Source organism: Arenibacter antarcticus (assembly GCF_041320605.1).
Lineage (GTDB): Bacteria > Bacteroidota > Bacteroidia > Flavobacteriales > Flavobacteriaceae > Arenibacter > Arenibacter antarcticus.
Genome location: NZ_CP166679.1, coordinates 1 through 20,669 on the forward strand (window position 1 = coordinate 1; position 20,669 = coordinate 20,669).

Sequence of the window (20,669 nt, forward strand, 5' to 3'; positions counted from 1 at the left end):
ATCGGTTAAAAACTATATATTTAAAATTGCGACAATTCCAGGGTACAACATGGGGAAAAAAAAGAGAATAATCAACCCCTCTGAATTTTTTTTTTAGGATATTTGTTCACATATTTGCCCAACATGATAACGCGGGTTTTTCCACCGTAATCACATTATTTTTTCACTAACCAAAAAAGAAATTATCAAAAATGAGTGTTACTGCTAATTCCGTATGGATCAATTGTTTGGGCTTTATAAAAGACAATATCCAACCGCAGGCATTCAAAACTTGGTTTGAACCTATTAAACCGGTAAAGTTGTCTGATAAGGCATTGAGCATTCAGGTTCCCAGCAAATTCTTTTACGAATGGCTGGAAGAACATTATGTAAGATTACTCAAAGTAGCGCTTACCAAAGAATTGGGAGAGACCGCAAAATTAGTCTACATTATTAAAATGGAGAACACCTATGGCAACCGAGAGCCATTTACTGAGAAAATCCCGAGTTCCAATAGGTCCAATGTAGAACCCCAAGAATTAGACGTTGCTATAAAATCCAAAAACCCAGAGTTAAAAAATCCATTTGTAATTCCGGGAATCAGAAATATAAAGATTGAGTCACAACTTAATCCTAATTACAATTTTGATAATTTCCTTGAAGGCGATGCGAACAGGTTAGCAAGATCAGCTGGGATGGCAGTTGCGAATAAGCCAGGAGGCACATCTTTCAACCCACTATTGATCTTTGGAGGAGTAGGTTTAGGTAAAACACATTTGGCACATGCCATTGGAGTAGAAATCAAGGATAAGTATCCAGAAAGAACCGTTCTCTACATTTCAGCAGAAAAGTTTACCCAACAGTATATAGAGTCCGTCAAGAAAAATACAAGGAACGATTTTATTCACTTTTACCAGTTAATAGATGTTCTTATTATTGATGACGTTCAGTTTTTATCTGGGAAATCTGGAACTCAGGATGTTTTCTTCCATATATTCAACCATTTGCACCAGAATGGGAAGCAAGTTATCCTTACTTCCGATAAGGCTCCGGTTGATATGCAAGATATTGAACAACGATTATTATCCCGTTTTAAATGGGGCTTATCTGCAGAATTACAGACTCCGGATTACGAGACCAGAATATCCATACTTAAAAATAAATTGTACAGAGATGGTGTGGAAATGCCTGAAGACATAATAGATTATGTTGCTAAGCATATTAAAACCAATATTAGAGAGCTAGAAGGAGCTATAATCTCCTTAATTGCCCAGTCTTCGTTCAACAAAAAAGAAGTTACATTAGAATTGGCTCAGCTGGTAGTAGAGAAGTTTGTTAAGAACACAAAACGAGAAGTTTCCATAGACTATATCCAAAAAGTAGTATCAGATTACTTTGAAATGGACGTAGCCACCCTGCAATCTAAAACTAGAAAACGACATATTGTACAGGCAAGGCAGTTAGCCATGTTCTTTGCAAAGAAATTTACCAAGGCCTCCTTGGCCAGTATTGGGTCACAAATTGGCAAAAGGGACCACGCTACAGTACTCCACGCCTGTAAGACCGTAGACAACCTTGCGGAAACAGACAAACAATTTAGAAAATATATAGAAGATTTAACCAAGAAGTTTTCATAAAACCCACTGCCCCATGAAAACCAAAATACTTATGGTATGTTTGGGGAATATATGCAGATCCCCCTTAGCCGAAGGCATTCTAAAACAAAAAGTTGACAAAGACCAAGTTTTTGTCGACTCAGCCGGCACCGCAAGTTACCATATAGGAAAACAGCCAGACCCACGATCTATTGCAGTAGCCAAAAAGCATGGCATTGACATAAGTACGCAGCGCTGTAGACAGTTTACCCCCATGGACTTCGAGGAATTTGACCATATATTCGCTATGGACAAGGAAAACTATACCAATATCATTGCCTTAGCCAAAAACGGGAAGGAACAACAGAAGGTGAAATTAATGTTACACCAAATGTCCACGTCAGACCATGAGGTCCCAGATCCATATTATGGCGGTGATCAAGGATTTGAAAAGGTCTATCAATTATTGGATTCCGCCTGCGAGCAATTGGCACAGGAATTAAACAAAAAATACTCCGGCTAAATGGCAATTAAGAACAACATCCAAGGCAAATTATTTTTAATTCCAACAACCCTAGGAGACAATGCCCCTTTGGAAGTATTACCTATATCTGTCAAAAGTACCATTGAGCAAATAGATCACTACGTGGTGGAGAATGAAAAAACTGCCCGTCACTTTATAAAAAAAATTAGTTCCAAGAAATCTCAGCCGGGCCTACACATCAGCTTACTTAATAAATATACAGAGCCTGAATTGCTACCTACATTTTTAGACCCTTGTTTGGAGGGTTATAACGTTGGTATTATATCGGAGGCCGGTTGCCCTGGAATTGCCGATCCCGGCGCAGACCTAGTACATATTGCACATAAAAAAGGTATTCAGGTTGTCCCTTTGGTAGGACCATCCTCCATCCTACTCGCTTTAATGGCCAGTGGACTCAATGGTCAAAGCTTTGCCTTTAACGGTTATTTGCCTATTGAAGCTGGGGAGCGAAAAGCAAGTCTAAAGAAATTTGAAAGGCTATCCAAGGAACACGATCAGTCCCAAATTTTCATAGAAACACCCTATAGAAACAATAAGCTACTGGCGGAAATTATAAAGACCCTTTCCCCACGCACTCAGGTTTGCATTGCCTGCGATATTACTCTGACTACAGAATTTATTGCAACAAAGATGGTGGAAGAATGGAAAGGCGCCAATTTGGACCTTCACAAAAGACCCACTATTTTTATAATTCAAGGTTAAATCGGCTAGAGAAGAACTAGTATTAGCGCTGAGCTACCTAAAATTAAAAACAAAAAAAACCCCGACACAATGGTCGAGGCTTCCTCATTTTACTAAATTTTCTGAATCCTAGGATTTCTGATGGGCGCTACATGTGAGATATCATATCCAGAGAATTTCTTGATATAATAGGACACTGTAGATCCATAATTATCATTTACATTTTCCTTACCATAAGAACGAAGGTATTTTTTTACATTCCCTGCTCCCGCTAAATGGGCAGCGGCTAGAATACCAGATTCAGTAATTTCCTGTCCGTTGATTTCCTTACCTACAAAACGTTTAATATCCCTCCTTAAAATCCATTTATTTCTGGATAAATTGGTTTGAAATACTTTTTCTTGTAAAATAGGGTCGTTTAGAAAGCGAGTAGCATTATAAACACCTAACAATTCCAAGGTACCGATACCGAATTGGTATTTGCCTAGGTAGCCAAAAGCATTGGTGGTAAAATAATTTCCTTGCGATTCTTTAAAGGCCAAAGCTTCCTTAAATCCGTTGTAGGAGGTGCCTAAAAAGGGTGGTGCGGTCAATGTCCTTGTCTTAATTAGAATGGTTTTGTGATTGGGAAACAAAACTTTGGTAGGTCCGTTTACTCTTAAAGCCTCTGGAACCGACACTTTTACCGGCTTAAACCCAAAACTCAATAGAATAAAAACGATGATAACGGGGAACAAAAATATTGTCCACTTTCTCATATATTTGTTTTCTTAAGACTTATAACACAAAATGTGTTTGCTTAAATTTCAAGCTACAAATATAAAGCCGTTTTTTATAACAAAGTCGTTTTTAACGTTACTTTATACATATACGTATAAATAATGGATAAATGGTCAGCAAATCGGGTCTAGCGACTTATCTATTAATTTTCTGAGCATTTATCCATCGGATATACTGTACTTTATTACGGTTATGCTGCGCCAAGGTCTTGGCAAATTTGTGATAACCAAAATTTTCTACGTTTGCCACAAAGTAATAATAATCGTGTTTCTCCGAATTCAGCACGGCATCAATAGCCGTTATATCGGGCATAGCAATAGGGCCTGGCGGCAAGCCTGATTTCTTATAGGTGTTGTAGGGCGAATCCAATTCCAGATCCTTGTACAACACCCTTTTAATTACAGTATCAAAATTCCCTGTATGTTTTTTTATAGCATATATTACGGTAGGATCTGCCTGCAGCAGCATCCCCGTTCTCAACCTATTAAGATAAACCCCTGCCACTCTTGGTCGTTCATCCACTTTAGCCGTCTCCTTATGCACTATAGAAGCTAAGGTATTCACCTCTTTCGGTGTTAGCCCCATCTTTTTAGCCTTACCCAAACGCTTTTCGTTCCAGAACCTATTGTATTCCTTCGACATCCTTTCTCGAAACCCCTCCGCAGAGGTATTCCAAAAGAACTCATAACTATTAGGCACATACATGGAAAGCGCTGTATCCTCATTAAAACCGTTGTCCGTTAAAAACGCACTGTCTTGAAAAGAATTCAACAGACTTAAACTATCGGCCTCTATCTGTAAAGACACCCTTCCTGCTAGGTCTGCCAAGGTTTCCTGATTATTAAAGGCTAGTTTTACCGGTATATTTCTACTGCGTAGAGAATTGATAATTGCATTATTGTTCATGCCTTTTTCCAAAGCATATCTACCCGACTTCACATGTTCGTTATACCCTTTTCTATTGGCTGCAGATTCAAATTTATCCATATTTTCCAAAAGTGGATCCAGAAGCCCCATCACCGTTTCAAATTTGGCATCTGTAGGTATGTAGACGTAAGCTGTTTGAGCTTGGAACTTAGTATTTGGAGTGAAAAAAATTCCATATACTACAAAGGCGATGACAGCAGCCAATATTAGGCCCATGCCCACCACTATTAACAAAACACGCTTTAATTTCATTACCCTTTGTTTATCTTTTGAAAAAGAATTTCATTTTTAAATTTACCACCGGTACTGATCCAATCTTTTTTTATCCCCACTTTTTCAAATCCCATCTTCGCGAAGAGATGAATACTAGCTTCGTTTCCTTCCAACACATTCGCATAGACCTGTCTAAGCCCCAGGACGGAAAAAACATAATTACACAATATAACTATAGCCTCTGCCCCTATACCTTGATTCCTATTAGCTACCTCGCTCACAACTATGCCCATCCCCACTCTTAGGTTTTGGGGATCAAAATCGAACAAATCTATCAACCCGATTAATGTACCCTCCAAATTACAGATAGATAGTCGTAATTGTTTCACCTCATAGATGTCTTTATGGGCATTATCCAAATAGTATCTTAGGATATGTTTGGAATATGGCGTAGTGGTTCCACTAATCTCCCAAATCTCGGGATTGTTCTCCAGTTCGTAAAGAAAATCCAAATCTTCGGGCTCCAATGCCCTAAGAAATATGTGCTCCCCTTTAAGCTTCAACATATATTTCACCTTTAAAAACAAGCTGAGCAGCACCGGTCAGCCAAATTTCGTTATAACCTTCCTTATTTTTATTCTTTGTAAATCGCACTTCCAACAAACCACCTGGAGTTGTTATTTTAATGGTATTGCTATTTGCCTGCCCAGAGTGATGCATTGCCAAGGCTACTGCCGTTACTCCTGTCCCACAGGACAAGGTCTCATCCTCCACTCCCCTTTCATAGGTTCGGACCAAAAAAGAATTTTCATCAATATTCTCCACAAAGTTGATGTTACTTCCTTCCTGTCCATAAACTCCATATCGCAACCTTTCACCTTCCTTACGCACATCAAAATCTTTCAAATCAGTCACTAATTGAACATGATGCGGAGATCCAGTGTTTAAGAAAAGTGAATTAGACTTCTCATTTATATCTGTTACTTCCTGCATTTGCAGACTAACCACGTCCGCTTCAATTCTTGCTTTATGATGTCCATCCACAGCTTCAAATGAGGCATCACTTACAACCAACCCCAAATGTTTGGCAAAGGCTACAATACACCTTCCTCCATTGCCGCACATAGAGCTCTGGTTTCCGTCCGAATTATAGTAAACCATTTTAAAATCAGCGACATCATCATCTTCCAATAAAATAAGTCCATCTGCACCTATCCCGAATTTCCTATCACATAAGAACGAGACTAACCCATTATTATCTTTAGGAAAAACCTGATTTCTATTATCTATGATAACAAAATCGTTACCTGTTCCTTGGTACTTATAAAAATTTAATAGCATAATGTAATTTATATCGCAAAGATATAATTTTATTAAGGTTTAATTAGCAGTTAAAAAGTCGTTAAAGACAAATTAATCAAATGTAATTATGTTAATTTTACTAGAGTTAATCAAAAAAATGTTTTTATGAAGAAATTTGGAAGTTTATTACTGGTCTCTGTTTTTGCAGGCGCCATAACTTTAGGTGCTTATAAACTTTTTTTCGAGGCACCAAATTACGCTGTAGTCACACAGGACAATGGAAATAACTTAGTCACTACTAGTTTTTCCCCTACCTCCTTCAGAGGAGCCGGCATCAATGAAGTAGATTTCACTACTGCTGCGGAAAATACGGTTAATGCAGTGGTACACGTAAAAAACGTAACCTTAAGCCAAGGTCCTTCAACATTAAGAGAGTTCTTCTATGGTTATGGAGGCAATCAAAAGCCACAGGTAGGTACTGGATCTGGTGTAATTATTTCTCAAGACGGGTACATTGTGACTAACAACCATGTTATAGCCAATTCGGAGCAACTGCAGGTTACCTTAAACAACAATAAGACGTATAATGCAAATATAATTGGCACTGACCCAAATTCGGATATTGCGTTAATAAAGATCGATGCAGAAAGAATTCTCCCCTATTTGGCATTTGGCGACTCAGACGAAACCAAGGTTGGCGAATGGGTATTAGCAGTGGGAAATCCATTTAACCTAACCTCTACGGTAACCGCTGGTATTGTAAGCGCCAAAGCAAGGGCCCTAGCCAGTTTAGACCAGTCCTTCATCCAGACTGATGCGGCGGTCAACCCTGGAAACAGTGGAGGGGCCCTAGTGAATACCAACGGAGATCTAATTGGTATAAATACGGCTATCACCTCACAAACAGGTTCCTATGTAGGCTATTCGTTTGCAGTACCTAGTAATATTGCTAAAAAGGTTGTGGAAGATATAATTGAGTATGGCAATGTTCAGAAAGGAATATTAGGAATCAGCACCATTCCAATGAACAGTCCGTACGCCATAGAAAAAGGCATTAACGAAATAGACGGGGTTTACATTGCCCAAGTAGAAGAGGATTCGGGTGCCTTTGATGCCGAATTAGCGGAGGGCGACATAATAAAAAAGGTCGACAATGTTGACATTCGCAAATATTCCGACCTCATAGGCTATATTGCCTCTAAAAGACCAGGGGACGAACTTATGGTCTCCATATTGCGGGAAAAGGAAGTATTGGAGGTTCCGGTAACCCTAAAGGAGAGGCAAACCATGACCATTCCTATATTGGGCTTTGAAATAAAAAATTTAACCGAAAAGGATATGAAAACCTTTAGAACCAAAAAAGGGGTTAAAATCATTGGCGTCCCAGAAACCTTTAGGGCCTATGATTTGGAGGGCAAAGTATTGATCTCCTTCGGAGAAGATGACATAAAAAATATTCAAGATGCTAGGACAAAGTTTGGCCGAATTACAAGATACGGGCGAACAAGCATTACCATGTTAAACGATAAAGGAGAAAGAGAACGGCTCATTATACAGTAGCATTAGCTGCTTTAATTACAAAATTAGTGATCAATTTTTGCCTACTGGCCTAGAAAGGAAGTGCTAAAAAATATACATATCACAGGAATATCGCTCCCAGATAATTACCGTAGCACTTCTGCCAGAGTTTCTTGAAGGGAACAATTGACGCTCTAATTCTGGCATGGCAATGAGTTTAGGTATTCTCACCAGATTACCCAACTTGCGAAGTATACTGTAAAAATAAGGCGATATTGCTATTGTAGACAGAGAATTACAAAAAACGGATGGGAACCTGATGCTTTTTAGGATTGTAACTCATGTTGTCTCCTATTTTTTTCATTAATTGGGAATATTAAAGTAATTTAGCCATTTCTAGTTCATTATTAACAATAAGAATTACATAAATGAAGTTTTTCAAAATACTATTTATTGTAATGGCTCTATTGTCATTTAACTTTACTATTGCTCAGGAAATTGAGGAAGAAGAGCCTCTTTCCCTGGACAATGGTCCTATTAGTGACCAGTTTGAATATGTATCTGTAAAATCTGGGAATTATAGGGCGGAAGGCATTAGATATGAAGTTGTCAAAGAGTCAAACCTGGACAAGTTAAGGCAGAACGTCTTGGATTCAATCAACGAATTCAATAAAAAGGCAACACAGCTCAACACAACCATTGCAGGACATGAGGAAACTATAGAGTCCCTCAATAAAAAGCTTGAAGAGACCACCAACAACCTTGCATCGGTTACAGAGGAAAAGGACAGCATGGCTTTTTTAGGAATATTGGTAGCCAAAAGCACCTATAATATTATACTTTGGACTATAATTGGTGGTTTATTACTACTACTATTGTTCTTTATCTATAAATTCAGGAATAGTAATATTCTTACTTTAGAGGCCAAACAGTCGCTATCTGAAGTAGAAACGGAATATGAAGACCATAGAAGACGCGCCTTAGAACGCGAACAAAAAATCAGTAGGCAACTCCAAGACGAAATTAACAAATACAAAAAATCCAAATAACATTAAGCTCCCACAAGGGAGCTTTTTTTTTTGGTTAGTGAGTGTACCATAGCTACAGCATACATTTAATTATACACTCTTTATTCCTGAATGGATCTTTAGTCAAAAGCACAGAATTAAATAGCTTAAAGTGCATATTCGTAGATCCCAAAATAAAACCATCATAAAGGACTTACGGAAATATTGGGTAAATGAAAGGATTCCAACTGTTTTCATTACTTTTGCACCGCTATTATAAATAGCCATAATAGCAATTTCCTTTAGTTATGCGAATAGATATTATTACCGTGGTCCCCGAACTCCTTAAAAGTCCATTTGAAGCATCCATCTTAAAAAGGGCTATAGATAAAAATATTGTAGAAGTTCATCTTCACAATTTAAGGGACTATACGGATAAAAGTTATAACCAAGTAGACGATTATCAGTTTGGTGGCGGTGCAGGCATGGTGTTAATGATAGAGCCTATTGACAAGTGTATATCTGCCCTAAAAAAGGAGCGTGATTACGATGAAGTAATCTATATGACCCCGGATGGGGCCACTTTAAACCAAAAAATAGCCAATGGCTTGTCGCTTTTAAATAATGTCATTATACTCTGTGGGCATTATAAAGGGGTGGATCAACGTGTTAGGGACCTATTTATTACCAAGGAAATATCTATTGGTGATTATGTCCTATCTGGGGGCGAATTGGGCGCTGCGGTACTTTGTGATGCTATAATACGGCTCATACCAGGTGTTTTAAATAATGAGACCTCGGCCCTTACAGACTCCTTTCAAGACGATCTACTTGCTCCTCCGGTCTACACAAGGCCCTCAAATTATAAAGGCAGTACGGTGCCAGAGATATTGCTAAGTGGAAATTTTCCCAAAATAGAAAAATGGAGAGAAGACCAAGCCTACGATAGAACCAAGAAACTTAGGCCTGATCTATTGGACCAATAATAACACCAAGCCAAAATTATTCTTCTTAAAAAAGTCTTGATAGCTTCCTATATACCTCACAAATTAATATATGAGCCTAACATTATCTGGATTTCCTATAAAAATTGACTTATTCTCTTGTGAATTATAAATAATCAACTATTTTTGCACTCCAATAAATCAACCTCTGACGAAAATCGTGAAAGTTGGCTTAAGTAAACCATAATAAAATACCATGGAAGATTTATTAAAATTTGTAGAAAACGAATTTGTTCCTAAGAAAGATTTCCCAGAATTTTCAGCAGGGGACACTATTACAGTGTACTATGAAATTAAGGAAGGGGAAAAAACAAGAACCCAGTTCTTTAAAGGTGTTGTAATTCAACGCAGAGGTTCTGGTGCTACCGAAACTTTTACTATTCGTAAAATGTCAGGTATAATCGGTGTAGAGCGTATCTTCCCGATCAACATGCCTGCATTGCAAAAGGTAGAAGTTAACAAAAGAGGTAAAGTGCGTAGGTCACGTATTTTCTACTTTAGAGAACTTACCGGTAAAAAAGCAAGAATTAAAGAAATTCGTAAATAACGAAATCTTTTTTCACCATACTAAAAAGCGTCCATTCTATATGGACGCTTTTTTTATGAACAATTGTTAAAAACTTTAGTTAGCAGTATGTTCATAAAATATTTCATAAAAAGGATCTAAATATTTGGTTTTTAGACATAAAAACCGTATTTTCATTACATGGTTATTAAGTCTTTAAAGAATTCCAGCCATATAAAGTTTACGTTCTTTATCCATATGTTTATTTCAATTTAAGGTTAGGAATACTGCAAATTGAAATCAAATTTTCGGACTAGCTTAGGCAAAATTGAAAATTTGTAAATGGTTGACTTTTGTTAATGTAACGTCTAGGTTGTTCATTAACATTACCAAATATTTAAACATTGGGAGAAACACATTTATTTCTAGATCGAAAGATTTAGGATATAGTGTTTCAAACGTTGAATCAGCGACGCAAATGCAATCAATGGTTGCCGTTTTGTAAAAATACAGAACAATAAGTTTGCAAACTGTTTCTAGAAAGCCATATCAAGGTAGATGCTACAATGATATGGCTTTTATTTTTTGAGAACATCGCTTTAGCAGTCTTATCTCTACCACTGCTTCTGATAAAAAATAGAAACCCTAATTTCTTTCCCTAGCGGTTCCAATAGGAAGCCCCGCATAGACATTTAAAACGGACTTAAAATTCCTTGAAAGTCGACCTTCTTCATCACAGACACTACACGATCTGGATCACAAATTGATTCCGACTCCAAAAAGTATCACTTTTAAAATTGAATTGACCTATTCAAAAAATTCTGATAATTCAATATTCTTTACCATAAATCCCAAACCATTCATTATTTCGCACAATACTCATCACATTAATCCACTGATTATTCCAAATATAAAGGATAGCAGTTTATTTGGCATTTTTAAAATCGTATATTTGCACCGCTTAAACCTAAAAATTAAACAACAAATGCCAAAGATTTTTTATACCAAAACAGACGAAGCCCCCGCATTAGCAACTCAATCCTTTCTTCCCATAGTTAAGGCATTTACAAAAACAGCTGGAATAGAAATAAACCTTATGGACATCTCACTTGCCAGTAGGATCATTGCTACATTTCCAGAAAACTTGGAAAAGGATCAGCAGATTTCGGATGATTTGGTAGAATTGGGGAAATTGGTAAAGTTAGCGGATACCAATATTATAAAACTCCCTAATATTAGTGCCTCAACTCCACAGTTGAATGAAGCTATCGCTGAATTACAGGCTAAAGGTTACAATATACCTAGCTATCCAGATTCGCCTTCAAACGATGCGGAAAAAGATATCAAATCTAGGTATGACAAAATTAAAGGAAGTGCTGTTAATCCAGTATTAAGGGAAGGCAATTCTGATAGACGAGCTCCTAGGGCCATAAAAAATTATGCCAAAAAAAATCCTCATTCCATGGGAGCTTGGAGTTCCGACTCCAAAACACAAGTTGCCACAATGGATCAGGGCGATTTTCAATGCAATGAAAAGTCGGTAACCCTAAAGGAAGCCACCACAGTAAATGTAGTACTCACAAAGTCAGATGGTACTAAAACAATATTAAAAGAAGGTCTCAATCTCTTGCAAAATGAGATCATAGATGCCACAATACTTAGTAAAAAAGCACTGTTAAACTTCCTTCAGGCACAGATAAAAGAAGCTAAGGACAAAGGCGTGTTATTTTCATTACATATGAAGGCCACAATGATGAAGGTTTCAGACCCCATTATATTTGGTCATGCGGTAAAGGTGTTTTTTGCAGATGTTTTTAAGAAACACGCAACAACTTTTGCCTCCCTTGGAATCAACGCCAATGACGGTTTGGAAAATTTACTCAATAAAATTAAGACTCTCCCGGAGGCACAACGTACGGAAATCGAAAAAGACATCACCACGGCCATTCAAAATGGACCGGCTTTGGCTATGGTAAATTCGGACAAGGGTATTAGCAACCTTCATGTTCCCAGCGATGTTATTATAGATGCATCTATGCCTGCTATGATACGGAACTCTGGGCAGATGTGGAATTCCAAAGGGAAATCACAAGACACCCTAGCTGTTATTCCTGACAGCAGTTACGCAACTATATACTCGGCCACCATAAGTTTTTGCAAAGAGAACGGGGCTTTTGACCCTACTACCATGGGAACTGTTCCCAACGTAGGACTAATGGCCCAAAAGGCAGAAGAATATGGCTCTCACGATAAGACCTTCGAAATTAACTTCAATGGTACGGTATCCGTAATTGATGTAAATACAGGCAAAACCTTAATTAAACATAACGTTGAAGCTGGTGATATTTGGAGAATGTGTCAAGTTAAGGATGCACCTATCCAAGACTGGGTTAAATTAGCTGTATCTAGAGCAAGAACTACAAACATACCTACTATATTTTGGTTGGATGAGAATCGCGCCCATGATGTGGAATTAATAAAAAAGGTAAATACCTATTTAAAGGATCATAACACGGAAGGACTTGACATACAGATAATGTCTCCTGAAAATGCTACCTTATATACCCTAAAAAGATTAAAAGAAGGAAAGGACACCATCTCTGTTACTGGAAATGTATTGCGTGATTATTTAACGGATTTATTTCCTATCCTAGAAGTGGGAACCAGTGCTAAAATGTTATCCATAGTACCTCTTATGAATGGTGGCGGACTTTTTGAAACTGGTGCAGGTGGATCTGCTCCCAAGCATGTTCAGCAGTTTTTGTCAGAAGGCCATTTAAGATGGGATTCATTGGGGGAATTTTTGGCTCTTGGAGTCTCCTTAGAGTTTTTAGGGGAACATGTCAAAAATCCTAAAGCACAAATATTGGCGGATGCACTGGACTCCGCTACGGAACAGTTCCTTATCAATGACAAATCACCTTCGAGAAAGGTTGGTGAACTAGACAATAGAGGTAGTCATTTTTACCTAGCATTATATTGGGCTAAAGCTTTAGCCCAACAAAGTGAAGATGAAACATTGAAATCAATTTTCACTCCCATTGCAGAGAGACTGTCCAATAGTGAGGTTGAAATTCTGGAACAATTAAATAAAGCCCAGGGTTCTCCCGTAGATATTGGAGGGTATTATATGCCCGACGCTAAACTAATTGGAGAAGCAATGAGGCCCAGTAAAACTTTTAATACGATCTTAGAAAGTATTTAAGACAATAACAATCTGGTATAAAGGACCTTTTCAACTTATGAAAAGGTCCTTTTGTTTTAAATAATGCTTAGCTTTAACATTGGATACTAAACTCAGTATACTATAAAAGACTAGAAAATTAATGAGGTTACGCATTGGATTTCCACTTTTCATTTTCCTTCTACTTTCCATAAACGTCTATTCCCAAAACCGGTACACACTTAGTGGTACAGTATCTGAATCATTAAGCAACGAAACTTTGATCGGGGTAACCATTTCCATTACTTCTCTCGGAAAAGGGGTTATAACTAATGAGTATGGCTTTTATTCCATTACCCTTCCAGAAGGAGATTATGAAATTAGGGTCAGTTACTTAGGCTTTAAGGATATTACCCAAATGGTGAACCTTTCCACCGAGAACAAGCTAATAAACTTTCAATTAATAGAGGCCGCGGAGCAATTAGAAGAAGTTGTGGTTACTGATGATGTGGAAAAATTAAACATTCGTAAGCCACAGATGAGTGTTAATTCCCTATCGGTAGAAACCATCAAAAAAATTCCTGTCATCCTTGGTGAGGCAGATATCATCAAATCCATTTTATTGCTACCTGGTGTTTCAAATGCGGGGGAAGGCTCTTCAGGTTTTAACGTACGTGGGGGATCTGTAGATCAAAATTTAATTCTCTTGGATGAGGCCATCATATTTAATTCATCACATCTTTTTGGCTTCTTCTCCGTCTTTAACCCAGATGCCATTAAGGATGTTAAACTGTTTAAAGGTGGAATTCCCTCGAGATACGGAGGCAGAGTATCCTCAGTCCTGGAGATTTTTCAAAAAGAAGGTAACAGCAAATCATTAAAGATAAATGGTGGTATCGGCGCAGTTGCCAGTAGGTTGTTGGTAGAAGGTCCCATAATCAAGGATCAGGCCGCCTTCCTTATTGGTGGTAGGACATCGTATGCCCATTTATTCCTTCCCCTTTTTGATGTGGACAATACGGCATATTTCTATGACCTTAACACAAAATTGAACTATAGGATAAATGAAATGAACAGCATTTTTTTATCAGGATATTTTGGAAGGGATGTCTTTAATATTAGCGAGAGTTTTATAAATACCTATGGCAATACGGTAATGAATTTTAGATGGAACCATTTATTTTCCGATAAACTCTTTTCCAACCTCTCCCTTATCTATTCCGACTATTATTATGGACTAGAACTGGATTTTGTTGGTTTTAAATGGAATTCAGGAATACAGAATTTTAATTTCAAATATGATTTTAAGCACTATTTAAGTAACAGTTTTCAGATAAATTACGGTCTAAACAATATTTATTATCAATTTAACCCGGGAAAGATTGAGCCCAATAGACCTTCCTCCGGAATCCTAGAGGATCAACTGATTCAAAAATACGCCAATGAATTTTCGGTATATGTGGATATAGAGCAGGAGATTACAGAAAAATTAAACCTACAATATGGCTTACGTCTTAGCAATTTTATTAGATTGGGTCAAGAAGAACTCAATGTTTACACAGACAATAAACCTGTAAGTTTTAATGAGCTCCTTCAGATCTACCAAAAATCAGATCCAATATCCGCTATAAATCCTAAGCGTAGTACACAACTTGCCAATTTCACCAATTGGGAACCGCGTTTGGCGATGTCCTTTGCATTTAATCCAGACAATTCAATAAAGGCCAGTTATACCAAATTGGCCCAGTATTTACATTTAATATCCAATACCAGCTCCCCCACTCCTTTAGATGTCTGGACGCCAAGTGGTCCATTTGTTAAGCCTCAGCTCTTGGATCAGTATGCCCTTGGTTATTTTAAAAATTTAAACAATGGGGTATATTCATTGGAATCAGAAATATTTTATAAAAAAACACAAAATCGAATAGATTATATAGATGGTGCTAATCTCATTGCCAATGAAGCCATAGAACAGGTTATATTAAACGGGGAAGCAAAGGCATACGGCCTAGAAATATTGGCGAGAAAAAATATTGGTAAATGGCAAGGGTGGCTGGCCTATACGCTATCAAAGTCGGAACAAAGAACTCCTGGAAGAACTCTCATGGAAAATGGAATAAATTTTGGGAAATGGTACAATACTCCCTATGATAAAACCCATGATTTTTCGGCATATGCCAGCTATGACCATAATGAAAAATGGAGTTTTAATAGTAATTTTGTGTATCAGACTGGCCAACCCACCAATTATCCAATCGGACAATATGAATTTCAAAATTTAATTATCCCATATTATGGACCTAGGAACAAGGAAAGACTACCGGCTTATCACAGAATTGATATTTCAGCCACACTTACTCCAAGGAAAAATAAGGGAAGAAAACTAAAATCTGAATGGGTGTTTAGCATTTACAACCTATATAACAGAAAAAATGCAGCGTCTATAGGCTTTAGCAGAAATAGCGATTCTGGCGTCAACGAAGCGGTAAGGACCTCTATCTTTGGGATGGTCCCCGCGGCAACATACAATTTTAAATTTTAAGGAAATGCGCAAATTATTATTTTTCATTTTATTATTCGCCATAATAGGATGCCAAGATGTTATTGATGTGGAGCTTCCAACGGAAGACCCTAGATTAGTGATAGATGCCGTAATCAGGATAAATGATATATTCCAACCTAAAACATTGGTCAGCGTCAAGGCAAGGCTCAGTAGTTCTTTTTTCGATTCCGTTCAACCTGCCCAATTACAGGGAATTAGTATTAGCAATACAGATAATAACACATCTATTAATTTGGAAGAAACAGAACCGGGTTCTGGAGTGTACCAAACGGAATGGGAAACGGAACAGCTCATTGAGGGAAACTTAGAACTCACCCTTCAACATTTGGATCAAACCTACCGTGCAAATACAAAATTTGTCCCAGGAGTGCCTATCGATTCATTAAAGCAAGGAACAAGCACTCTTTTCAGAGAGGATGAAACCGAAGTTCTGGTAAGTTTTACCGATAACGGTACTAGGAATGATTTTTATCTGTTCGATTTTGCATTTGGGGAGTATTTAGTAACAGAGGATGAATTTTATCAAGGCCAACGATTTGAATTTTCTTTTTTTTATGATAAAGATTTAAAGAATCAAAAAGAAGTTAAGATAAGTCTGCTAGGGGTCGATAAAATATTTTTTAATTATATGAACCAATTGATACAACTAAGTGGTCCTGTAACAGGTCCCTTTAGCACTCCAGCGATTACTGTTAGAGGGAATATTATAAACATCACCAGCCCTGTTAATTTGAATAATGCGAAAGTAAATAATGATAATTTTGCATTGGGTTATTTCGCCGTGTGCCAAACCTTTTCAAGCACAATTACAATTAATAAGTAGGTAGAGTATAATTAGCAATCCTATTGAAATAAAAATTAAACATAACAATTATGAGAACCGATAAAGAACTTTTAGTGAAAGGTGTGAAGTTTATAGCCTACACCATAGCCCTTATGTTCACTGCTCCGATAGTTATTTATCAGGCTTTTAAAAACGAAGGACATCCAATGTATTGGCCTGTCCTAATAATAGGATTAATTTTGGCGATAGGAGCCATTAGCCTAGGTTTCTATGCCATTAAGACCATTATGGATGCCTTGTTCAATAAAAAGGATACGACCGAATAAAAAAACACCTAATCCAGTTATAGTTGCCTCCTTAGCGGTAAAAGTATTATTTTCGTAATTAAAATATTTGGGATGATGACATTATTTGTGGATATGGATGAAGTCTTTGCGGACACTTATAATGCGCATATAGAACTTTACAATGCAAAATTTAACGCAGATCTTGATATAAATGCATGTTTAGGTCGGGAAGTATGGCAGTCCGTTCCAGAAGACCACCAACTTGGTGTGAAAAACCATGCAAGAACGGAAGGTTTTTTTAGAGCACTGAAGCCAATTGAGGATAGCCAAAAAATTATAAAGGAATTATCAGAAAAATATGATCTCTATGTAGCATCAGCTGCTATGGAATTTCCCAATTCCTTGAGAGAAAAAAGCGATTGGTTAGATGAACACTTTCCTTTTATCCATTGGAAAAATAGAATCCTCTGCGGCCACAAACATATCCTTAAGGGTGATATTCTTATTGACGACCGTAGTTATAATTTGGAATCCTTTAATGGAAGAAAAATTTTGTTCAGTTCCCCACACAACATTCATACTACAGGTTATGAACGCGTAGACAATTGGATGGAAGTAGCAGGCTTATTGTTATAGCATTTCATAAAATGCACTCCTACAAAAGTCGTGATTCCCCCTTCCAGCAGTAGTTAATTGGAATATATTACTTTTGAACACCTCACATTTTTTTTATGGTTGCGTAACCTAGATTTCATGTTCAAAAACTAGCCTCAGAAGCCGTCCAAGAAGAACGTATCCGATTAAGATGGGAAGTTATAGAAGTGGAAAACAAAGCCATTGAGGAAGCTCGGAAAACAGAAAAAACATATAGACCAGAACTTCTCACTAACGGAGATACCCATAGACAGTTGCTGGCCAGAAGTCGATATCTGTTATTTAAATCAAAGACCAAATGGACTGTGGGACAAATAGAAAGAGCGGAAGTATTATTTCAACTATACCCAAGTATTGAAAAAGCTTATAAGTTGGCCCAAGCATTATGCTTTATCTATGAAAACAATACGAACAAGGATGTAGCAAGACTAAAATTGGCACATTGGTATAACGAAGTAGAAAACTCAAACTTTAAGTCGTTCAATACCATATCAAAGTCTATACAAATGCATTACCAACCAATTTTGAACTATTTTAATAACAGGAGCACCAATGCTTCTGCGGAATCTTTTAATGCAAAAATTAAAGAGTTCAGGGCAATGTTCAGAGGGGTAAGAGATGTTAGGTTTTTCTTGTTTAGACTAACTAAATTATATGCCTAATTTATGGCACTCCCCAAAAATATTGCTTGATCCGTTACGGGTCAAACGTAAAACTTGGGGAGAATCTTTATCTTTGACAACAAAGAGATTAGATCTTGGATATAGAATTAGTGCGGTATTTGTTGCCAGAAGGCGTATTGGATTACTTTGAAATTGTAGGCCATAAATCATCAGAAGGTAAGATTCATTTTTACTTAGAAGAAAAGAACGTGCTCCCCAAAGAGCACCAATCAGAAATAGCCCAGTCCAAAGGCTTCCTGCCAGAGGTAACAGTTGAGGACTTCCCCTTAAGAGGTAAATCGGTACTGCTCCATATAAAGCGTAGGCGCTGGACTCTTATGGATACGGGAAAGATCATAAAAAGAGATTGGAATTTAATAGCTAAAGGCACTCGGATAACCAGCGAGTTTGCCTCTTTTTTAAAAGGTATCGCTTGACACCCATGCCGTAAGCGCTAAACGGTTTGGCGACTATTATAAAATTAATGGCAAAACCCTACAGTATCACTACAAAAACCATCTTAGCGACTTCAAGGATTGGCCACAAAAGAAACATTCACAAGATTGGTTGCTCTTTGGAAAAAATTTAGGTTACTATTTAAGTTTGGATGAAACCTCTTTGTCCAACGGTGAACTCTATACGATTTTAACCAATAAAGGAGCTAACGGAAAGAAAGGTTGTATAGTGGCCATTATCAAGGGAACTAAAGCGGATGACGTCATCAATGTACTTGATAAAATCCCTGTGGAAAGACGAAATATGGTCAAAGAAGTTACTGTCGATATGGCCGGAAATATGAATTTGATCGCTAAAAAATGTTTTCCTAAAACAGAAATCGTGACCGATAGATTTCATGTCCAAAAACTAGCCTCAGAAGCCGTCCAGGAAGAACGTATCCGATTAAGATGGGAAGTTATAGAAGTGGAAAACAAAGCCATTGAGGAAGCTCGGAAAACAGAAAAAACATATAGACCAGAACTTCTCACTAACGGAGATACCCATAGACAGTTGCTGGCCAGAAGTCGATATCTGTTATTTAAATCAAAGACCAAATGGACTGTGGGACAAATAGAAAGAGCGGAAGTATTATTTCAACTATACCCAAGTATTGAAAAAGCTTATAAGTTGGCCCAAGCATTATGCTTTATCTATGAAAACAATACGAACAAGGATGTAGCAAGACTAAAATTGGCACATTGGTATAACGAAGTAGAAAACTCAAACTTTAAGTCGTTCAATACCATAGCAAGGTCTATACAAATGCATTACAAACCGATTTTGAACTATTTTAATAATAGGAGTACCAATGCTTCTGCGGAATCTTTTAATGCAAAAATTAAAGAGTTCAGGGCAATGTTCAGAGGGGTAAGAGATGTTAGGTTTTTCTTGTTTAGACTAACTAAATTATATGCCTAATTTATGGCACTCCCCAAAAATATTGCTTGATCCTAGATTTCATGTCCAAAAACTAGCCTCAGAAGCCGTCCAGGAAGAACGTATCCGATTAAGATGGGAAGTTATAGAAGTGGAAAACAAAGCCATTGAGGAAGCTCGGAAAACAGAAAAAACATATAGACCAGAACTTCTCACTAACGGAGATACCCATAGACAGTTGCTGGCCAGAAGTCGATATCTGTTATTTAAATCAAAGACCAAATGGACTGTGGGACAAATAGAAAGAGCGGAAGTATTATTTCAACTATACCCAAGTATTGAAAAAGCTTATAAGTTGGCCCAAGCATTATGCTTTATCTATGAAAACAATACGAACAAGGATGTAGCAAGACTAAAATTGGCACATTGGTATAACGAAGTAGAAAACTCAAACTTTAAGTCGTTCAATACCATAGCAAGGTCTATACAAATGCATTACAAACCGATTTTGAACTATTTTAATAATAGGAGTACCAATGCTTCTGCGGAATCTTTTAATGCAAAAATTAAAGAGTTCAGGGCAATGTTCAGAGGGGTAAGAGATGTTAGGTTTTTCTTGTTTAGACTAACTAAATTATATGCCTAATTTATGGCACTCCCCAAAAATATTGCTTGATCCGAGATCAGGGCAATGTTCAGAGGGGTAAGAGATGTTAGGTTTTTCTTGTTTAGACTAACTAAATTATATGCCTAATTTATGGCACTCCCCAAAAATATTGCTTGATCCCTGATCACGCCAAGGGCGTGCCATTATAAGAATTATAAAACAAAAAAAGTCCCTCCATGAAATCATGAAGGGACTCTTAAAAAAAGGCAGCGGCCTACTCTCCCACTTAGTGTAGCAGTACCATCGGCGCAGACGGGCTTAACTTCCCTGTTCGGAATGGTAAGGGGTGGGCCCCGTCGCCATGGCCACCTTAAATCGTTGGTTAGCACAACCCGCTATTACGGGAGGTGTTCACCGCGCCACTAGGGCGCAATATCGTTGACATATTAAAGGGACAGGATGACACTGGAAACGGCAAATATAAGGTAAGGTACTTGTTCTTGAAAAAAAAAGGTTTGTT

Annotated in this window: 19 protein-coding genes, 1 rRNA gene and 1 pseudogene; 16 read left to right on the forward strand and 5 right to left on the reverse strand. The window is 37.5% G+C overall.

All coding sequences use genetic code 11. The annotated features are described in order from the left end of the window. Nucleotides 1-191: 191 nt before the first annotated feature. Genes dnaA through KCTC52924_RS00015 form a run of 3 tightly spaced genes read left to right on the forward strand, consistent with a single transcriptional unit; the run spans nt 192 to nt 2,820 of the window. Nucleotides 192-1,616, forward strand: a complete 1,425-nt coding sequence (gene dnaA / locus KCTC52924_RS00005) for a chromosomal replication initiator protein DnaA (protein ID WP_251809363.1) — start codon at nt 192-194, stop codon at nt 1,614-1,616. A gap of 13 nt (nt 1,617-1,629) precedes the next feature. Continuing rightward, the gene (locus tag KCTC52924_RS00010; RefSeq protein WP_251809364.1) at nt 1,630-2,097 is read left to right on the forward strand and encodes a low molecular weight protein-tyrosine-phosphatase; all 468 of its coding nucleotides are present in this window, start codon (nt 1,630-1,632) and stop codon (nt 2,095-2,097) included. Further along, nucleotides 2,098-2,820 (forward strand): SAM-dependent methyltransferase, encoded by a 723-nt coding sequence (locus KCTC52924_RS00015; RefSeq protein ID WP_251809365.1) that lies wholly within the window; start codon nt 2,098-2,100, stop codon nt 2,818-2,820. 92 nt (nt 2,821-2,912) lie between these two features. Here KCTC52924_RS00015 and KCTC52924_RS00020 read toward each other — a convergent pair whose 3' ends face one another. The 4 genes from KCTC52924_RS00020 to dapF form a co-directional block, all read right to left on the reverse strand. Then, a complete protein-coding gene (locus tag KCTC52924_RS00020) occupies nt 2,913-3,557 on the reverse strand; it encodes a hypothetical protein (protein WP_251809366.1) in 645 nt (214 codons plus the stop codon). A gap of 157 nt (nt 3,558-3,714) precedes the next feature. After that, nucleotides 3,715-4,758 (reverse strand): endolytic transglycosylase MltG, encoded by a 1,044-nt coding sequence (gene mltG / locus KCTC52924_RS00025; protein WP_251809367.1) that lies wholly within the window; start codon nt 4,756-4,758, stop codon nt 3,715-3,717. Then, on the reverse strand, nt 4,758-5,285 hold the full coding sequence (locus KCTC52924_RS00030; RefSeq protein WP_251809368.1) for a GNAT family N-acetyltransferase: 528 nt from the start codon (nt 5,283-5,285) through the stop codon (nt 4,758-4,760). The genes mltG and KCTC52924_RS00030 overlap by 1 nt, the downstream gene beginning before the upstream one ends. Continuing rightward, complete coding sequence (dapF, locus tag KCTC52924_RS00035) at nt 5,272-6,060, reverse strand: diaminopimelate epimerase (protein ID WP_251809369.1); 789 nt, start codon at nt 6,058-6,060, stop codon at nt 5,272-5,274. Before dapF ends, KCTC52924_RS00030 begins: the two co-directional genes overlap by 14 nt. 126 nt (nt 6,061-6,186) lie before the next feature. Between dapF and KCTC52924_RS00040 the strand changes: the two genes are divergently transcribed. The 13 genes and pseudogenes from KCTC52924_RS00040 (at nt 6,187) to KCTC52924_RS00100 (ending at nt 20,188) form a co-directional block, all read left to right on the forward strand. Beyond that, nucleotides 6,187-7,581, forward strand: a complete 1,395-nt coding sequence (locus KCTC52924_RS00040) for a S1C family serine protease (RefSeq protein WP_251809370.1) — start codon at nt 6,187-6,189, stop codon at nt 7,579-7,581. Between the two features lie 386 nt (nt 7,582-7,967). After that, nucleotides 7,968-8,588 carry a tRNA (guanine-N1)-methyltransferase gene (locus KCTC52924_RS00045; RefSeq protein WP_251809371.1) on the forward strand — a complete coding sequence of 207 codons (621 nt, stop codon included), beginning with the start codon at nt 7,968-7,970 and terminating at the stop codon, nt 8,586-8,588. A 266-nt stretch (nt 8,589-8,854) separates the two neighbouring features. Next, complete coding sequence (trmD, locus tag KCTC52924_RS00050) at nt 8,855-9,532, forward strand: tRNA (guanosine(37)-N1)-methyltransferase TrmD (RefSeq protein ID WP_251809372.1); 678 nt, start codon at nt 8,855-8,857, stop codon at nt 9,530-9,532. Nucleotides 9,533-9,746: 214 nt separating this feature from the next. Beyond that, nucleotides 9,747-10,097 (forward strand): 50S ribosomal protein L19, encoded by a 351-nt coding sequence (gene rplS, locus KCTC52924_RS00055; protein ID WP_251809373.1) that lies wholly within the window; start codon nt 9,747-9,749, stop codon nt 10,095-10,097. A 943-nt stretch (nt 10,098-11,040) separates the two neighbouring features. After that, on the forward strand, nt 11,041-13,260 hold the full coding sequence (locus KCTC52924_RS00060; RefSeq protein WP_251809374.1) for an NADP-dependent isocitrate dehydrogenase: 2,220 nt from the start codon (nt 11,041-11,043) through the stop codon (nt 13,258-13,260). Nucleotides 13,261-13,381: 121 nt separating this feature from the next. Beyond that, complete coding sequence (locus KCTC52924_RS00065; protein ID WP_251809375.1) at nt 13,382-15,760, forward strand: TonB-dependent receptor; 2,379 nt, start codon at nt 13,382-13,384, stop codon at nt 15,758-15,760. A 4-nt stretch (nt 15,761-15,764) separates the two neighbouring features. Next, the gene (locus tag KCTC52924_RS00070) at nt 15,765-16,604 is read left to right on the forward strand and encodes a DUF4249 family protein (RefSeq protein ID WP_251809376.1); all 840 of its coding nucleotides are present in this window, start codon (nt 15,765-15,767) and stop codon (nt 16,602-16,604) included. Nucleotides 16,605-16,654: 50 nt separating this feature from the next. Next, complete coding sequence (locus KCTC52924_RS00075; RefSeq protein WP_251809377.1) at nt 16,655-16,891, forward strand: DUF6095 family protein; 237 nt, start codon at nt 16,655-16,657, stop codon at nt 16,889-16,891. A 72-nt stretch (nt 16,892-16,963) separates the two neighbouring features. Continuing rightward, nucleotides 16,964-17,488, forward strand: a complete 525-nt coding sequence (locus KCTC52924_RS00080; RefSeq protein ID WP_251809378.1) for a 5' nucleotidase, NT5C type — start codon at nt 16,964-16,966, stop codon at nt 17,486-17,488. 122 nt (nt 17,489-17,610) lie between these two features. Continuing rightward, a pseudogene (locus KCTC52924_RS00085) lies at nt 17,611-18,168 on the forward strand (transposase); the annotation flags it as partial. 95 nt (nt 18,169-18,263) lie between these two features. Further along, on the forward strand, nt 18,264-18,605 hold the full coding sequence (locus tag KCTC52924_RS00090) for a transposase (RefSeq protein WP_370671490.1): 342 nt from the start codon (nt 18,264-18,266) through the stop codon (nt 18,603-18,605). Nucleotides 18,606-18,648: 43 nt separating this feature from the next. Then, nucleotides 18,649-19,584, forward strand: a complete 936-nt coding sequence (locus KCTC52924_RS00095; RefSeq protein WP_370671544.1) for a transposase — start codon at nt 18,649-18,651, stop codon at nt 19,582-19,584. Then, nucleotides 19,577-20,188 carry a transposase gene (locus KCTC52924_RS00100; RefSeq protein ID WP_370671491.1) on the forward strand — a complete coding sequence of 204 codons (612 nt, stop codon included), beginning with the start codon at nt 19,577-19,579 and terminating at the stop codon, nt 20,186-20,188. The genes KCTC52924_RS00095 and KCTC52924_RS00100 overlap by 8 nt, the downstream gene beginning before the upstream one ends. Nucleotides 20,189-20,410: 222 nt before the next feature. Here the strand turns inward: KCTC52924_RS00100 and rrf are convergent. Next, nucleotides 20,411-20,522 (reverse strand): 5S ribosomal RNA (rrf, locus tag KCTC52924_RS00105). Between the last annotated feature and the right edge of the window lie 147 nt (nt 20,523-20,669).

Coding starts and splice junctions, on each gene's coding strand:
- KCTC52924_RS00040 (WP_251809370.1), top strand. CDS start 6,187: ATGAAGAAATTTGGAAGTTTATTACTGGTCTCTGTTTTTGCAGGCGCC.
- KCTC52924_RS00070 (WP_251809376.1), top strand. CDS start 15,765: ATGCGCAAATTATTATTTTTCATTTTATTATTCGCCATAATAGGATGC.
- KCTC52924_RS00010 (WP_251809364.1), top strand. CDS start 1,630: ATGAAAACCAAAATACTTATGGTATGTTTGGGGAATATATGCAGATCC.
- KCTC52924_RS00060 (WP_251809374.1), top strand. CDS start 11,041: ATGCCAAAGATTTTTTATACCAAAACAGACGAAGCCCCCGCATTAGCA.
- KCTC52924_RS00100 (WP_370671491.1), top strand. CDS start 19,577: ATGCCTAATTTATGGCACTCCCCAAAAATATTGCTTGATCCTAGATTT.
- KCTC52924_RS00045 (WP_251809371.1), top strand. CDS start 7,968: ATGAAGTTTTTCAAAATACTATTTATTGTAATGGCTCTATTGTCATTT.
- KCTC52924_RS00030 (WP_251809368.1), bottom strand. CDS start 5,285: ATGTTGAAGCTTAAAGGGGAGCACATATTTCTTAGGGCATTGGAGCCC.
- dnaA (WP_251809363.1), top strand. CDS start 192: ATGAGTGTTACTGCTAATTCCGTATGGATCAATTGTTTGGGCTTTATA.
- trmD (WP_251809372.1), top strand. CDS start 8,855: ATGCGAATAGATATTATTACCGTGGTCCCCGAACTCCTTAAAAGTCCA.
- KCTC52924_RS00065 (WP_251809375.1), top strand. CDS start 13,382: ATGAGGTTACGCATTGGATTTCCACTTTTCATTTTCCTTCTACTTTCC.
- dapF (WP_251809369.1), bottom strand. CDS start 6,060: ATGCTATTAAATTTTTATAAGTACCAAGGAACAGGTAACGATTTTGTT.
- KCTC52924_RS00080 (WP_251809378.1), top strand. CDS start 16,964: ATGATGACATTATTTGTGGATATGGATGAAGTCTTTGCGGACACTTAT.
- KCTC52924_RS00075 (WP_251809377.1), top strand. CDS start 16,655: ATGAGAACCGATAAAGAACTTTTAGTGAAAGGTGTGAAGTTTATAGCC.
- KCTC52924_RS00020 (WP_251809366.1), bottom strand. CDS start 3,557: ATGAGAAAGTGGACAATATTTTTGTTCCCCGTTATCATCGTTTTTATT.
- mltG (WP_251809367.1), bottom strand. CDS start 4,758: ATGAAATTAAAGCGTGTTTTGTTAATAGTGGTGGGCATGGGCCTAATA.
- KCTC52924_RS00015 (WP_251809365.1), top strand. CDS start 2,098: ATGGCAATTAAGAACAACATCCAAGGCAAATTATTTTTAATTCCAACA.
- rplS (WP_251809373.1), top strand. CDS start 9,747: ATGGAAGATTTATTAAAATTTGTAGAAAACGAATTTGTTCCTAAGAAA.